Consider the following 13,508-nt stretch of genomic DNA (forward strand, 5'->3'; position numbering starts at 1 on the left):
GCACGGCATTGGCTCCCGGCATCCTTGCCGGGCTGCGGGCTAAACCACCAAATCTTATCTTTCCCCAAATCTCACCGATGCGCCTACCGGAGTTCATCCTACTCGTTCTACTTACCCTGCACCTGCTAGCTTGCCAAACAGAGTCGCCCGCCCTACCCGGCTTTACCGGTGAGGCTACACCGGACATCCAACTCAACCAGGTAGGCTACTATCCCGATCAGGCCATTCAGTTTACGGTGGCGGCGACCGGGACCAGCGCGCTCGACCGGCCGGACTCCAGCTACCAGATCACCAACCTGGCCGGCGATAGCCTGGTGCGGGAGGGCTACCTCGGACAGCGGCAGGACTGGACCGCACTGGCCGGTGTACTGGCCCAACCGACCCTGGCCGATCCCCTGCCCGTGGGCGACTACCGCATCTACGTGCCGGGAGTGGGGTATTCCGGGGTAGTGCACGTGGCGGAAGACGCGCTACACGCCCCCTTTATCGGCTCGTTACGCGGATTGTACTACCAGCGCGCCAGCCAGGCCCTACCGGAGCAGTACGCCGGCGAGTACGCCCGCGCCGCCGGCCACCCGGATACGGAGGTGCGGTACCATCCCTCCAGCGGTCACGGCGGGGGAAGCATGAGCAGTCCCGGCGGCTGGTACGATGCCGGAGACTACAACAAATACATCGTCAACGGAGCCTTCCCCATGGGGCAGTACTTGGCCCTGTACGAAGACGTGGGCGACCCCGCCCCCGACGGTAGCCTCAACATCCCCGAAAGCGGCAACGGGCAGAGCGACTACCTCGACGAGATGCGGTACGAGCTGGACTGGATGCTCACCATGCAGGACGCTGACGGCGGACTGTTCCACAAGCTTACCACCCTGAACTTCGAGGGAATGGTCATGCCGAACGAAGCGACCAGCCAGCGGTACATCGTAGGGAAGAGTACCACCGCGACGCTGGACTTTGCCGCCGCCACGGCCCAGGCATCCCGCGTGTACCGCCCCCTGGATGCCGCCTACGCCGACCGCCTGCTTGCCGCCGCCCGCCGTGCCTACGCCTGGGGTACCGCCAATGCGAATGCCGTGTTCCGCAATCCCGATGATGTGCACACCGGCGAATACGGGGACGATAACGCCGACGACGAACGTACCTGGGCCGCCGCCGAACTCTTCGCCGCCACCGGTGAGCAGGAGTACTACAACGAGCTACGGGCCCGCCCACCCCGTGTGCGCTTCAACGCCGGAGAAAGCTGGACCGGCTACATGGGCAACCTTGCCGCTTACACCCTCTTACGCTTCCCCGACCGCGTGCCGCAGGAGATGCACCAGGAGCTCCAGCAGCTCGTGATCACCCTGGCCGATAGCCTAGTGATGGACGTAAACCAAAATCCGTACCGCCAACCCATTACCCAGTTCGAGTGGGGAAGTAACTCCGACGTCCTCAACGCCGCCATGCTCCTAGCCGCCGCCCACCGCCAGGAACCTAAGGCCGACTACGTAGCGGCCATGCGCAGCAGCGTCGATTACGTGCTAGGCAACAACCCCAACAACGTCTGCTACCTCACCGGCTACGGCGACCGCGCGCCGATGAACATCCACCACCGGCCCAGTATCGCCGACGGTATCGCCGCTCCCGTACCCGGCCTGCTCTCCGGTGGCCCCAACAGTAAGCAGCAGGATAAGCAGTACACCACTTACGAAGCGGGGGCGGCCCCGATGCAGAGCTGGGCCGATCAGGAGCCGAGCTTTGCCAGCAATGAGATCTGCCTGAACTGGAACGCGCCCTTTACCTACCTAACCGGCTATTTGGAGCACGTTGGTGCCGCAAAGTGAACGAACTATGCAGTAGGAGCATAACAGTATGTTCCCAAAGTTGTGTATTTATTGAACAGTATTTGGTTTTTGCTGTAATAGCAGAACAATTATTAACCGATAAAACACCCATTATTATGGATAGCGACCAATTAAATCAACTCATCAAGCAAGGACTCTCGGCCATGAAGTCGGGTAGCAAAACCGCCGCCGAATCCGCCAGCGAGGTTCAGAACGATGCCAGTGACGAGCAGCTCAGAGAGATACTGCGCAAGGGCACCGAAACCTCCAAGCAGTGGCAGCAGCGCGTCGATCGTGCCCTAGAACAGGTCGGCGGGGGAAGCCAGCAGGAACGGGAGAACGAGATCATGCAGGCCATGGACCGGGTCGGTAAGCAGATCCGCCAGGAGGCCCCGAACGACCGCGTGCGTGACCTGGGCATCATTGCCAATGGGCAGTTGATTCTGCACTACTGGATTGGTGCCTTTGGCACCATGGAGGCCTACTGTAAGCAGGCCGGTATGGATCAAGCCGCCCAGGAAATGAAATCCTGCGTCAGCGAGGCCAAGCAGGCCGACGAGAAGTATACGGAGATCGCCATGCAGATCATGCAACAGCAGCAGATGGCCTCTGCCTAGCCTGCAGGGTAAAGTACTGACCGTACCGGCCCACTCCCAACCCGGGGGTGGGCCGGTTTTTTTTACAACAAAGCCGGCAGTTTTCGAGTAGTGACAGCACAAGCATTCAAAAATCCATTACCATGGCCAACAACGACCAACTCACCTACCTCATCCAGGAAAGCCTCGCCTCCATGCAGGCCGGCGGCAAAATTGCCAAAGAAGCAACCGCGGAGATTAACCATGCCGCTACCAACGAAAAACTAAAGGCCGCCCTGGAGGAAGGCAACAAGACCGCCGAGCAGTGGCGACAGCGCGTCGACCGAGCCCTCCAGGAGGCCGGCGGCAGCAGCGAACCCGGTAATCGCATCATCGAGGCGCTCTACGACGTGAGCAAATCAGTCATCACTAAGTACGAGGACGACTACTCCCGCGACCTGGCCATCATCGAGTCCGGCCAACTCGCCCTCCACTACTGGATCGCCGCCTTCGGCACCATGGACGCTTACGCCAAGCGCGCCGGACTAAGCCAGACCTCCCAGGACATGGAGAAGTGCCGCAAGGAAGCCGAGCAGTCAGATAAGAAGCATACCGACATTGCCCTGGAGATCATCGAATCACACGGCTAGCGGCGGACATCACCCCAATACTGTAGTTACCTGCACCGTCTCGTGCAGCGTACGGTGCACCGGACAGCGGTCAGCGATCTCCAGGAGTCGCTGCCGCTGTTCGTCATTTAGTTGCCCCCGAAGGATCACCACCCGCTCGAAGTGGTCGATCTTGGTGGGCCGCTCGTCGGAGGCTTCCATGTCGGCGGCATAATCCTTACTGTGATTAAGGTGCACCTGCACTTCCTCCACCACCCACCCTTTACGCCGCGCATACATCTGTATGGTCATGGCCGTACAGGCACCGAGTCCAGCACTTACCAGTTCGTAGGGCCCGGGACCAAAATCATTACCCCCCACGCTCTCCGGCTCATCGGCCGTCAGGTGATGTTGGCGTACCATCACCTCCGTCGTGTACCCCTCCCGCCCCAGGCGTACGGCTACTTTGTGGTCGCTCTCCAGCGATCCGCCCTCCGGCTGCGGAAGGTAGCGGCTCGACCAGCCCGCAATGACCTGCCCGGCGTAGTGGCTGTCGGCGTTGTCCGACAGCAGGTGGTCTGCCCCGTCCAGACTCACGAAGCTCTTCGGGTGCCGGGCGGAGGTATACAGTTTGGCTGCCTCGTCGATGGAGACGGTCTTGTCCTGCGGCGAGTGTAGAATCAGTAGCCCCGCCGCCAGTTTTCGAATATTTTTATCTAACTCGTGGCCCCCCAGGTCGTCCACGAACTGCTTAGCAATCTGAAAAGGCCGCCCCCCAATATTGACCGTCGCCCGCCCGGACTCCGCGATCTGCTCGAGCTTTTCGGCGAAGTGCCGCGAGATGTGATCCGGTGCAAAGGGCGCCCCAATGGTCACCACCGCCTTTACCGAGGGCAGTTGATTAGCCGCACACAGCACGGCGGCACCCCCCAGGCTGTGCCCCACCACCAGTGCCGGAGCCTGGTGATGCTGCCCCAACCATTCGGCCGCAGCTACCAAATCGGAAATATTGGTGGTAAAGGTGGTATTCACAAAGTCGCCCTCGCTCTCCCCAATTCCCGTAAAGTCGAAGCGAAGCACCCCGATGCCCACCATATTCAGTTCCCGACTGATGTTGCGCGAGGCCATCAGGTTCGAGCCGCAGGTAAAGCAGTGAGCAAATAGGGCAAAGGCGTGGGCGTGGCGGTCTACGGGTAGCTCCAGCAGGGCCGAAAGCTGTGCACCGGAGGCATTCGGAAAGGAAACTTTTGCTGTGCTCAAACCGGTTTAATTTAAAACAAATTGTTTGTTGAACTGCTCCCCATCCCCTAAATTTGTAACGCCACCTGGGGAAATCACCTAGCCAAAACTCATGACATGTCTGAATCCAACACCCCCTCCCCGGCTAAATCCGATTCCCAAACCGACGCCCCCGGTAAAGTACCACATCCCCCCGAACGCGATCGCCTCCGCGACATGATCGTGGTCATCGTCACCTACCCCCTCACTCCCACGGAGAAGACCAACAAACTTGCCGCCAAGAAGCCATGGCTGGAGTTCGTGAGTCTGCTGCTGAAGGTGTTGCTGGCGGTCTATGCTATTTACGAAGCCGCGAATAAGTAGACCTGGCTTTGCCAGGGTAGACCCCTCGCTGGCGCGTTCGGGGGTAGACCGCGTTGCGGATAGACCCTTCGGGTTAGACTCGTCTCGCAGGCATGACATGCGGTAGCTCTACCCGCTTTAGCGGTCTACCTCCGAACGCGTAAGCGAGGAGTCTACCCACCGCGCAGCGATGGTCTACTCCTAATGCTCCGCCAAATAAGCATGCACGAACTTAATCGCCATAGCCCCCTCCCCCACCGCGCTCGCCACCCGGTTCATTGCCCCACTTCGCACGTCACCGGCGGCGAAGATGCCTGGCTGGCACGTTTCCAGGAGGAAGGGATTGCGCTCCAGCGGCCAGCCCTTGCGGCGCTCGGCCGTGGCTAGCAGGTCGGGACCGGTAATGATGAAGCCGCGTTTGTCGGTCATGATCTGTCCGCTCTCGAGCCATTCGGTACGGGGGCGGGCACCGATGAAGATGAACAGGGCGTCAGCTTCGACCTCGTAGGTGCTCTCGTCTTCAATGTTCTTGAGCACCAGGCGCTGTACGTGGTCGTCGTCGCCGCACACCTTGACCACCTCCCGGAAGCCCTGTACCGTGATGTTGTCGATGGCGTCGATCTGGTCGATGAGGTAGCTCGACATACTGCTCGTGAGGTCGGGCTTGCGCACCAGGATGGTGACGTGGCTGGCGAATTTAGAGAGGTATACCGCGCCCTGTCCGGCACTGTTGCCGCCACCTACGATGAAGACGTTCTGGTTCTCGCAGCCCTTGGCCTCGGTCATCGCCGCGCCGTAGTACACGCCGGCCCCGTTGAATTTGTCGGCGCCCTCGGCGGGCAACTTGCGGTACTCCACCCCGGTGGTGAGGATAACCGATTTGGTCTTCACCTGGCTGTCGTCATCGAGGGTGAGGATTTTGTAGTCGTCCTGGATCTTGATGTGGGTGACCTCACGGGGGCTTACCACCTCCACCCCGAAGCGCAGGGTTTGGGCCATCGCCCGCCGCGTCAGCTCCGAGCCAGATAGGCCACTGGGAAAGCCCAGGTAGTTCTCGATGCGACTGCTGCTGCCGGCCTGTCCGCCCGGCGCTCGCTTTTCGACCACTAGGGTGTGCAGGCCCTCGGAGCCACCGTACACCGCCGCGGCCATCCCCGAGGGGCCGGAACCGATGATGATTACGTCGTACAGGTCCTCACTGGCCGTAGCGCTCATGCCTAGCTTTTCGGCGATGGCGTCCAGCTTGGGATCGGCTAGGCTAGTGCCGTCCTCGAAGATGACCAGGGGCAGATCCTTTACCCCGCAGGTGTATAACTGCATCACCTCCTCACCCTGGGGGCTCCGCGCGTCCACCCACCGGTAGGGTAATAGGTTGGCAGCCATCCAGTCCTTGATGTTGTGCGATTTGGGGGAGTACTGGTAGCCCACCACCCGGATGCCCTGAAACTCGGGGCGGTAGCCGAGTTTCCAGTCCTCGAGCAGCTCGTCCAGTACCGGGAAGAGCTGCTCCTCCGGCGGGTCCCAGGGCTTCATCAGGTAGTAGTCGAGCTGTACGTCGTTGATGGCCTTGATGGCGGCGTCAGTATCGCTGTAGGCGGTGAGCAGCACGCGTTTGGCGAGTGGAAAGTAAGGCTTCGCCTTTTCTAGAAAATCTACCCCCAACATCTCTGGCATTCGCTGGTCGGAAAGGTACAGAGCTACGACCTCCCCCTTTTTCTTCAGCTCCTGCACGGCCTCCAGGGCCTCCCGCGCGCTGTCGGTGCTGATGATGCGGTAGTCGTCCTTATACTGATTGCGCAGGTCACGCTTGAGCGAGCGCAGCACCTGCTGGTCGTCGTCGACGGAGAGGATGATGGGTTTGCGGTCTCTGGCCATGGGAGTGGGTAGTTCGGTAGTAGGTAGTTCGGTAGGCGGGTGGGGTAGGTGTTACAGGCGGCCTGAGGCGCAGTAAGGGGCGGGGTCGCAGGTGCGGTGTACGTGGAACAACACCAAACCGCGAATCGCCTACTGGATCGGGAAACAGACCCGAAATACCGTCTGCCCAGGCTCGCTGTCTAACTTTACGGAGCCGTTGTGGTGGTCGATGACGCGGCGCACGATGTCGAGTCCCATACCGGTGCCCTCCCCGATGCCCTTAGTGGTGAAAAATGGTTCGAAGACGCGGCTCTGGATGGCATCGGGGATGCCGGGGCCGTTGTCTTCCACCTCCACGCACACGCAGTCGCGCTCCTGAAAAGTACGGATGATTAGGTCACCGCCCTGGGCCGGGAGGGCGTCGACGGCATTGGAGATCAGATTGGTCCACACCTGATTGAGCTCACCGGCCAGGGCCTTGACGCGCGGCAGGTCGTGGGCGAGGTCCTTACAGAGCGTAATGTTTTTCTTTTTTATCATGTGGGTGAGCATCGTCACGGTCGACCTGAGGCCCTCGTGCACGTCGACCATCTCCAGGCTGGGCTCCTGGTCCATGTGGCTGTAAGTCTTGATGGACTTGACGAGCTCGGCGATGCGGCCGCTGGCGGTCTGGATCTCGCCGACCAGGGTTTCGGTGGTCAGGTTAGTCTCGATCCACCACATCACCGGTGCCACGGCCTCGGCGGGGATGGCCGCTGCGATGGCCTCAAAGTGCTGCTCCTCGAAGCCGTAATCGACAAAGGTATCTACGATGCGGTCCAGCTCCGTGACGCCGTGGTCTTCCAGCCAGTCGGTGAGCTCGTCGCTGCGCTCCTCGCGCTCCATCAGACTGAGCTCCTCGCCCTCCTTGGCATAGTTGATGCGATCGAAAAGTACGGCGTTCACCTCATCGACCGATTCCGGCGTGACCCGCATGGTCACTACCGACTTAAAGCGCTCCGGCGTCTGCACGAGGTGTTTGTGCAATTCTTGGCTGGCGCGTACCATGGCGGAGGCTGGGTTATTGAGCTCGTGGGCCAGGCCTGCACTCATCTTACCCAGGGCCATGAGCTTTTCGTCCATTAGGCGCATCTGCTGGAAGTCCCGTACCCGGTTGGTCATCACCGCTACCAGGGCCTGAGTAAGGTCGTAGCTGGTGTTGACCATTTCGACGAAGCAGTCCTTGTGTAGGAGGAGCACGTAGGTGTCGGCGATGCACACCCCCTCGGACAGCGTCTCCTTCATACGGCTGAAGGGTAGGACACCGGATACGTAGGGCGCCTTCCAGATACCGAGCTCCTGCTTGCGGCCGTCGCTGTCGCGGCGGATCACGTAGCCCCCCCGGAGCATCACCTGCATGTGCTCGACCTTTTCCCCGTTGCGGAAGATCATACTGTCCTTGGGGTACATCACGTAGGTCGACTGGTCGATGAGCCACGTTAGCGCCGCATCGTCTACCCCCCCGAAGATGTCGAAGGTGCGGAGTTGCTGGAGGAGGTCGGCGGGTTTTTCAAGTTGTTGCATAGTAAAATGGTGTTAAACCGTTGGACGCTTCTTAAGCGTCCAACGGTTAGTCGAGTCCGAAGACGAATTCCAGCCCCCGCACGGCCAGGGCCATCTGCTCGTCGGTGGCCTGGCCGATCTTCTGGATCATGCGTTTTTCGCTGATGCTACGGGTCTGGAAGCAGTCGGCCGAGCTTTCCTTATCCAGGTGGGTGGTCTCGTTGCTCGGCAGGTGCACCATCCAGGGTACGACGCGGTAGTGGGGCTTCCAGTTAGTGATTGGGGCGACGATACGCAGCGGCAGCCGGCCGATGCCGTCTTCACTGATGATGAGGGCGGGGCGCTTCTTGGCAATTTCGGCACCAACGGTAGGATCAAGGTTGATCAGCCAGATTTCTCCGCGCTTCATTCTTCTTCGTGTTCGTGGTCAATGCAGTCAAAACAGAGGAGGTCCTGGTCCTCCCGGTACTCCAGCAGCATGACGTCGCTGGCAATACTCATCATGGTCTCGGTGCTCAGCGAACCGCTGCGGTGCAGGTCGTTGAGCAGCAGGTGCAGTAGCTCCAGTTTGGCCATTTGGTCCAGACCGTCGAGGGTTACGTCCGTCAGTTGCATGTAGATTCAACGCGCGATCGACCGAATGGTGCAGCTCTGCGACAATCCGCCCGGGTTAGGTGGCGGTACGGTGTCGGGACACAGTGGCGTACGGCGCTTAGCGGGAAAACTGGTCGAGCGAGGCCGGTGGTTAATCGGTAAAAGTTGGTGGGTTGGGCCGCAGGATTGACTTTCGTGATATTACTTCATTCTGCTCCCGGAGCAATAAATTTATATACCATGAAATCTCTTTTATTCCTCGCTCTCTTTACCGCAGCGCTTACCCCTGTCAAAGCAGGCGTCACTACTGATGGAGTCACCGACCCACTCGTGACCCGTACCCAGGTGGAAGACTTCCGGCTCAATCTGAAGCTGGTCAATTTGCAGAAACAGCGTACCGTGATCACCCTCAAACAGCTCGACGGCACTACCCACCACCAGACCCGTATCAAGGAGCACAATGGCTACGCCCTGAGTATGCAACTGCGTGATGTACCCGCCGGCCGCTACCTGCTGACGGTCAAGCAGGGGAAGCGCCTGCGCCAGCAGGTGATCGTAAAGTCCGCCGCCGGCATCAGGTGCAGCGACTGGAAGTAAAACTATCACCCCCACAATCCTTACCGAGGCCCCAAGCGTTAGCTGCCCATGCGTATGCTGATGCTTGTGGGCCTTGTTCTATTTCTGGCGAGCTGTAGCGAGGAGGTGCCGCCGGTGCCCAAGCCCCGGTCCTACCCCCGCGTCGAGTATCCGGCCCGGCAGTACACCGCTCTGGGGGCCGATTACTGCCCCTTCACCTTCGAGCGGCCAGCCTCGACCACCCTAGTGCAGGAGACGAGCTACTTCGACGAGGCGCCGGCCGATCCCTGCTGGTTCAATCTCAAACTAGCCCCCCAACTCAATGGCACGCTGCACTTCTCGTACTATCCCATATCCAGCCCGGAGCAGTGGGAGGAACTGCGCGACGAGGCCTTTCAACTGGTGGGTGTACACAACCAGCGGGCTAGCGACATTCAGGAGATCGTAATCCACCGTGATTCAGCGCGCGTACACGGCGTGGCCTTCGATATTGCCGGACCGGCGGCGAGCCCCTTTCAGTTCTTTCTGACCGATAGCACGGAGCACTTCCTGCGCGGGGCCCTTTACTTCGAGACCCAGCCGAACCCCGACTCCCTCGGCCCGGTAATCGCCTACGTCAAGGACGACATCTTGCGCATCGTGCAAACACTGGAGTGGGAGTAAGCGTCCGACGCTTACAAGCGTCGGACGCTTGGGTAAAGCGAAAATTCGCTACACATAGTGTAAATTGCCCCGACGATGAGGGCAAAGACCGCCAACGAGCGCATCATTTTCGGGCTGAAGGTGAAGCAGCTGCGCCAGCAGCGGGGCTACAGCTTCGATCAGTTGTCGAAGGCTACGGGCATCTCGCTCTCCTACCTCAACGAGATTGAGAAGGGCAAAAAATTCCCTAAACAGGAGAAGGTCGCTAGCCTAGCCGCTGCCCTGGGTACCACCACTGAGGAATTGACGGACGGCGAGCTAGGACGCGAACTAGCTCCCGTAAGCCAGCTCCTACAGAGTAACTTTCTCAATGAGCTGCCCCTGGAGCTCTTCGGCATCGAGCTCAGCAAGGTGGCCGAGATCATCGCCGCCGCCCCCCTACAGGTCGGAGCCTTCATCAGCACGCTGCTGGAGATCAGCCGCAGCTACGCGCTGCGGGAAGAGAACTTCTACTTCGCTGCCCTGCGCTCCTACCTGGAGCTCAACGCCAATTACTTTCCGGAGCTGGAGCAGGCCGTGGTCAGTTTCGCCGAGCAGTATAAGCTTCCCGCCATCCGTCCGCTGCCCCCCCGCATCCTGGGTGAGCTCCTTGAGGACCGCTTCGGCTACGAGATCGTACCCGACGGACTCGACCGCCAGCCCGCGCTGGCCGGCCTGCGCTCCGTCTACCAACCCGCCACGGGTCGACTACTCCTCAACGGCAAACTCACCCCCGTACAGCGCGGCTTTCAGTTCGGCAAGGAACTGGCCTTCAACCACCTCAAGCTAACCGAGCGCGCCAACACCAGTAGTATCCTCAAGGGCCGCGTCTTCGAGGAGGTACTTAACCACAGCAAGGCCACCTACTTCAGCGTCGCGCTGCACCTGCCCCTGGAATCCTTCACGCGGGAGCTGCGCGGCTTTTTTGCCCTGCCGGAGTGGGATCCAGCAGCTTTTCTAGGGCTAATGCAGCGCTTCAACGCCACGCCGGAGATGTTCTACCACCGGCTCACCAACGTCATCCCACGGTTCTTCGGCCTGCCGGAGCTGTTTTTCCTGCGCTTCGTCCACGATCGCGGCACCGACCACTTCGTCATCGACAAGGAGCTGCACCTCAACCGCCGTCACCACCCCCACGAGAACGGCCTGGCCGAGCATTACTGCCGCCGCTGGGTAAGCCTGCACCTGCTGCGCGAGCTCAGCGCCGACCCCCGCGAAAATCTGCGCATCGAGGCCCAGCGCAGCCACTACTACGGCACCGATGACGAGTACCTCTGCATCACCCTGGCCCGCACCGACTACCCCCGCGAGGGTAAAAACGTGAGCGTTACCCTGGGCCTACTCCTTACCGATGCCCTGCGCGAGACGGTCGCCTTCCTCCACGACCCAGCCATCCCCCGCGTCGTCGTCAACACCACCTGCGAGCGCTGCCCCATTACCGACTGCCGCGTACGGGCCGCCGCCCCCGTGGTGGTAGAAAAACGGGAGCGTTACCGGGCTACCAAGGCCGCCCTCCGCGAGCTCGAGCGGTCCAGCTAAATCAATTGCCGCACCCGCGCCACCGCCGCCCCGAGGTCCAGTTTTTCCTGGTCCATCACCGCCACGGCCCAGCCCTGCAGCTGCGCCCGCTGCGCCAGGTAGGCCTGTTCGGTCTGTCCCGGCGTGGGGATCAAAATGGCCGGCTTCCCCAGGGCCCGCAGGTCCATCAGCGTCGAGTAGCCCGGGCGGGCGATCACGAAGCGGGCGGCCGTCAGCAGCCGGGAGAGGGTAGGGGTGTCGGCGTAGGGTAGGATCCTGATATTCGTCTTCAGCGCCGGTGTACCGGGGTGGGGTAGGCCACGCACCAGTCGGATGTCCAGGGGCGATTCCCCCAACTGCGGTAGCAGGATTTCCTCCAGCCGCGTCCGCATCGGCTCCGGTCCGGACAGGAGCGCCAGCAGATCATAGGGCGCCTCCCCCTCCGAGCCACGGATGTGCGGTAGCGGCCCGATGTACTCCACGTTCTCATATCCCTGCGCGGAAGAAAGTTTCCCACTGAGCCGGTCGTGCCCCCCGTGGTCCGGCACCCAGTACGCATCGAAGTGCCGCAGCTGCCACCGGTAGGCCGCGGTCGCGGGTGCAAAGCCCGTGTTGGGGTGCAACTGGTGCGTTACGCACACCGATTCCACCCGAGGATCGTAGCACCCAAAGCGACTGTCCGATACGATCCGTTCTACGCCCAACCGGGTTACTAGCTCGGCCGTAGCGCGCCGCTCGGTCCGGATCGTTCCCTGCCAGTGCCACAGCTGCCGGGCTACGTTCCACACCATCGACTTGCTCCGGTAGTGCACGCGGTAGGAGGGCAGCTCGTGCACGGGCGTCGAGACCGGCAGCTCCCGGCGTAGCATCTCGGCGGCCGGTCCACTGCCGGCCCAGCTGATGCGGTGCCCCTCGCCCTCCAGGCGGTGGGCCAGGGCAAGGCTGCGGGCGGCGTGCCCGAGCCCCCAGTCTAGTGGGGCTAGGAGGGTGTGCATGTAGCTGGGAAAACGGTTTGGGGGTCTTTACTAGTATGGCATGACTTCGCCTGCGCACTCCGTGCTTGGCGTCGTAAAGGAATCAACCACAGAGTACACGGAGAAACGCAGAGGTGTTTTCGAAGACGTCTCTGTGGCCCTCTGCGTCCTCTGCGGTAGTACACCCCAAAGCAGCGGAGCTGCCAACCCCCCTGCCGTGGTGAAAAAGCAAGAAAATGCCCCCGGCCACGTTATCCCCCCACGGTAGGTCTTTTGACCCCCGTCTCTCTAAGTGAAAAATCGACCCATGCGTACCATCACCCTGGTCTGCCTTCCCGTACTGTTTGTGCTACTCAACGCCTGCAAGGTCACCAAGCACGAAGCCATCAAACACGAGCCCGCGCTGACCACTATGGGCTACCCCTTTGCCTACGCCGATACCAGCGGCAATACTTACCTGCGGGAGCTGCGCGACGGGCACGACCTGACCACGGTAGTAGCCGGCGCCACATCCGACCGCGAGCGGGCCCTACGCGTACTCGACTGGACCAACCGCCAGTGGAAGGGCCACGGCAAGAAGTTGCCTACCAGTAGCGACGCTTTGACAATCCTGGAGGAGGCCGATAGCGGGCGCAAATTTCGTTGCGTAGAGTACTCTACGGTAGCTTCCGCCGCGCTGAGCTCCCTGGGTATGCCCTCCCGCCGCCTGGGATTAAAGAAGAAAACGGTAGAAACCGCCGTAGCCGGTGGCGGTCATATGGTCACCGAAGTGTGGCTGGCCGACGAAAGTAAGTGGGCCGTGCTCGACGGTGAGTTCAATTTAATGCCGGTAGTAAACGGGAAGGCGCTCAATGCCCTAGAATTTAAGCGGGCCCTACAGTCCGACCAGTCGATTGCCTTCGTCAGTGGGGCCGGCCCGGTAAAGTCCACCCGGCAGAAACGCTACCTGGACTTCATCGAGCGCTACCTCTACTATTTCAACGTCCGCTTTGATGAGCGTAAGCTGCCGGAGCCCTTCGAGCGGGTGGCATGGGAGGGCAAGACCCAGCTGATGCTGGTCCCCAAGGGCGCCCCCGAGCCCACCCGCTTTCAGCGCAAACGCCCCATGGATAAGTTCATCTACACCCGCTCGGTGGCGGATTTCTACGCGGCACCGCGACTGGCAGTGAAGAAGTAAGA

At 60.9% G+C, this 13,508-nt stretch carries 14 protein-coding genes; 8 read left to right on the top strand and 6 right to left on the bottom strand.

Going from position 1 to position 13,508, the window contains the following annotated elements; translation table 11 throughout:
* The first annotated feature begins 77 nt into the window (after positions 1-77).
* The 3 genes from ACOOHD_RS17245 (at position 78) to ACOOHD_RS17255 (ending at position 3,051) form a co-directional block, all read left to right on the top strand.
* Positions 78-1,826: a glycoside hydrolase family 9 protein gene (locus tag ACOOHD_RS17245; protein ID WP_420459117.1), complete on the top strand. Its 1,749-nt coding sequence runs from the start codon at positions 78-80 to the stop codon at positions 1,824-1,826.
* A gap of 116 nt (positions 1,827-1,942) precedes the next feature.
* A complete protein-coding gene (locus ACOOHD_RS17250; protein WP_420459118.1) occupies positions 1,943-2,443 on the top strand; it encodes a DUF892 family protein in 501 nt (166 codons plus the stop codon).
* Between the two features lie 122 nt (positions 2,444-2,565).
* Positions 2,566-3,051: a DUF892 family protein gene (locus tag ACOOHD_RS17255; protein WP_420459119.1), complete on the top strand. Its 486-nt coding sequence runs from the start codon at positions 2,566-2,568 to the stop codon at positions 3,049-3,051.
* A 9-nt stretch (positions 3,052-3,060) separates the two neighbouring features.
* Here ACOOHD_RS17255 and ACOOHD_RS17260 read toward each other — a convergent pair whose 3' ends face one another.
* Positions 3,061-4,269 carry an alpha/beta fold hydrolase gene (locus ACOOHD_RS17260; RefSeq protein WP_420459120.1) on the bottom strand — a complete coding sequence of 403 codons (1,209 nt, stop codon included), beginning with the start codon at positions 4,267-4,269 and terminating at the stop codon, positions 3,061-3,063.
* Positions 4,270-4,365: 96 nt separating this feature from the next.
* On the opposite strand from ACOOHD_RS17260, the gene ACOOHD_RS17265 reads away from it, so the two are divergent.
* Positions 4,366-4,611, top strand: a complete 246-nt coding sequence (locus ACOOHD_RS17265) for a hypothetical protein (RefSeq protein ID WP_420459121.1) — start codon at positions 4,366-4,368, stop codon at positions 4,609-4,611.
* Positions 4,612-4,791: 180 nt separating this feature from the next.
* Here the strand turns inward: ACOOHD_RS17265 and ACOOHD_RS17270 are convergent, their stop codons facing one another.
* The 4 genes from ACOOHD_RS17270 to ACOOHD_RS17285 form a co-directional block, all read right to left on the bottom strand.
* On the bottom strand, positions 4,792-6,465 hold the full coding sequence (locus tag ACOOHD_RS17270; RefSeq protein ID WP_420459122.1) for an FAD-dependent oxidoreductase: 1,674 nt from the start codon (positions 6,463-6,465) through the stop codon (positions 4,792-4,794).
* A 129-nt stretch (positions 6,466-6,594) separates the two neighbouring features.
* Positions 6,595-8,007: an ATP-binding protein gene (locus ACOOHD_RS17275; protein WP_420459123.1), complete on the bottom strand. Its 1,413-nt coding sequence runs from the start codon at positions 8,005-8,007 to the stop codon at positions 6,595-6,597.
* Positions 8,008-8,053: 46 nt separating this feature from the next.
* Entirely contained in the window at positions 8,054-8,395 is a 342-nt protein-coding gene (locus ACOOHD_RS17280) for a type II toxin-antitoxin system PemK/MazF family toxin (protein ID WP_420459124.1), read from the bottom strand.
* Positions 8,392-8,601 (bottom strand): hypothetical protein, encoded by a 210-nt coding sequence (locus tag ACOOHD_RS17285; RefSeq protein ID WP_420459125.1) that lies wholly within the window; start codon positions 8,599-8,601, stop codon positions 8,392-8,394. Before ACOOHD_RS17285 ends, ACOOHD_RS17280 begins: the two co-directional genes overlap by 4 nt.
* A 219-nt stretch (positions 8,602-8,820) precedes the next feature.
* Between ACOOHD_RS17285 and ACOOHD_RS17290 the strand changes: the two genes are divergently transcribed.
* The 3 genes from ACOOHD_RS17290 to ACOOHD_RS17300 all read left to right on the top strand — a co-directional run bounded on the left by ACOOHD_RS17290 (position 8,821) and on the right by ACOOHD_RS17300 (position 11,376).
* Entirely contained in the window at positions 8,821-9,177 is a 357-nt protein-coding gene (locus ACOOHD_RS17290; protein WP_420459126.1) for a hypothetical protein, read from the top strand.
* A 48-nt stretch (positions 9,178-9,225) separates the two neighbouring features.
* The gene (locus ACOOHD_RS17295) at positions 9,226-9,819 is read left to right on the top strand and encodes a hypothetical protein (protein ID WP_420459127.1); all 594 of its coding nucleotides are present in this window, start codon (positions 9,226-9,228) and stop codon (positions 9,817-9,819) included.
* Positions 9,820-9,894: 75 nt separating this feature from the next.
* Positions 9,895-11,376 carry a helix-turn-helix domain-containing protein gene (locus tag ACOOHD_RS17300; RefSeq protein ID WP_420459128.1) on the top strand — a complete coding sequence of 494 codons (1,482 nt, stop codon included), beginning with the start codon at positions 9,895-9,897 and terminating at the stop codon, positions 11,374-11,376.
* Here the strand turns inward: ACOOHD_RS17300 and ACOOHD_RS17305 are convergent.
* Positions 11,373-12,350, bottom strand: a complete 978-nt coding sequence (locus tag ACOOHD_RS17305; RefSeq protein WP_420459129.1) for a glycosyltransferase — start codon at positions 12,348-12,350, stop codon at positions 11,373-11,375. The genes ACOOHD_RS17300 and ACOOHD_RS17305 overlap by 4 nt on opposite strands.
* 286 nt (positions 12,351-12,636) lie before the next feature.
* On the opposite strand from ACOOHD_RS17305, the gene ACOOHD_RS17310 reads away from it, so the two are divergent.
* Entirely contained in the window at positions 12,637-13,506 is an 870-nt protein-coding gene (locus ACOOHD_RS17310) for a transglutaminase-like domain-containing protein (protein ID WP_420459130.1), read from the top strand.
* The last annotated feature ends 2 nt before the right edge of the window (positions 13,507-13,508 follow it).

It is taken from the genome of Neolewinella sp. (assembly GCF_965214665.1).
Classification (GTDB): domain Bacteria; phylum Bacteroidota; class Bacteroidia; order Chitinophagales; family Saprospiraceae; genus Neolewinella.

Coding starts and splice junctions, on each gene's coding strand:
- ACOOHD_RS17245 (WP_420459117.1), top strand. CDS start 78: ATGCGCCTACCGGAGTTCATCCTACTCGTTCTACTTACCCTGCACCTG.
- ACOOHD_RS17250 (WP_420459118.1), top strand. CDS start 1,943: ATGGATAGCGACCAATTAAATCAACTCATCAAGCAAGGACTCTCGGCC.
- ACOOHD_RS17255 (WP_420459119.1), top strand. CDS start 2,566: ATGGCCAACAACGACCAACTCACCTACCTCATCCAGGAAAGCCTCGCC.
- ACOOHD_RS17265 (WP_420459121.1), top strand. CDS start 4,366: ATGTCTGAATCCAACACCCCCTCCCCGGCTAAATCCGATTCCCAAACC.
- ACOOHD_RS17270 (WP_420459122.1), bottom strand. CDS start 6,465: ATGGCCAGAGACCGCAAACCCATCATCCTCTCCGTCGACGACGACCAG.
- ACOOHD_RS17275 (WP_420459123.1), bottom strand. CDS start 8,007: ATGCAACAACTTGAAAAACCCGCCGACCTCCTCCAGCAACTCCGCACC.
- ACOOHD_RS17280 (WP_420459124.1), bottom strand. CDS start 8,395: ATGAAGCGCGGAGAAATCTGGCTGATCAACCTTGATCCTACCGTTGGT.
- ACOOHD_RS17285 (WP_420459125.1), bottom strand. CDS start 8,601: ATGCAACTGACGGACGTAACCCTCGACGGTCTGGACCAAATGGCCAAA.
- ACOOHD_RS17290 (WP_420459126.1), top strand. CDS start 8,821: ATGAAATCTCTTTTATTCCTCGCTCTCTTTACCGCAGCGCTTACCCCT.
- ACOOHD_RS17295 (WP_420459127.1), top strand. CDS start 9,226: ATGCGTATGCTGATGCTTGTGGGCCTTGTTCTATTTCTGGCGAGCTGT.
- ACOOHD_RS17300 (WP_420459128.1), top strand. CDS start 9,895: ATGAGGGCAAAGACCGCCAACGAGCGCATCATTTTCGGGCTGAAGGTG.
- ACOOHD_RS17305 (WP_420459129.1), bottom strand. CDS start 12,350: ATGCACACCCTCCTAGCCCCACTAGACTGGGGGCTCGGGCACGCCGCC.
- ACOOHD_RS17310 (WP_420459130.1), top strand. CDS start 12,637: ATGCGTACCATCACCCTGGTCTGCCTTCCCGTACTGTTTGTGCTACTC.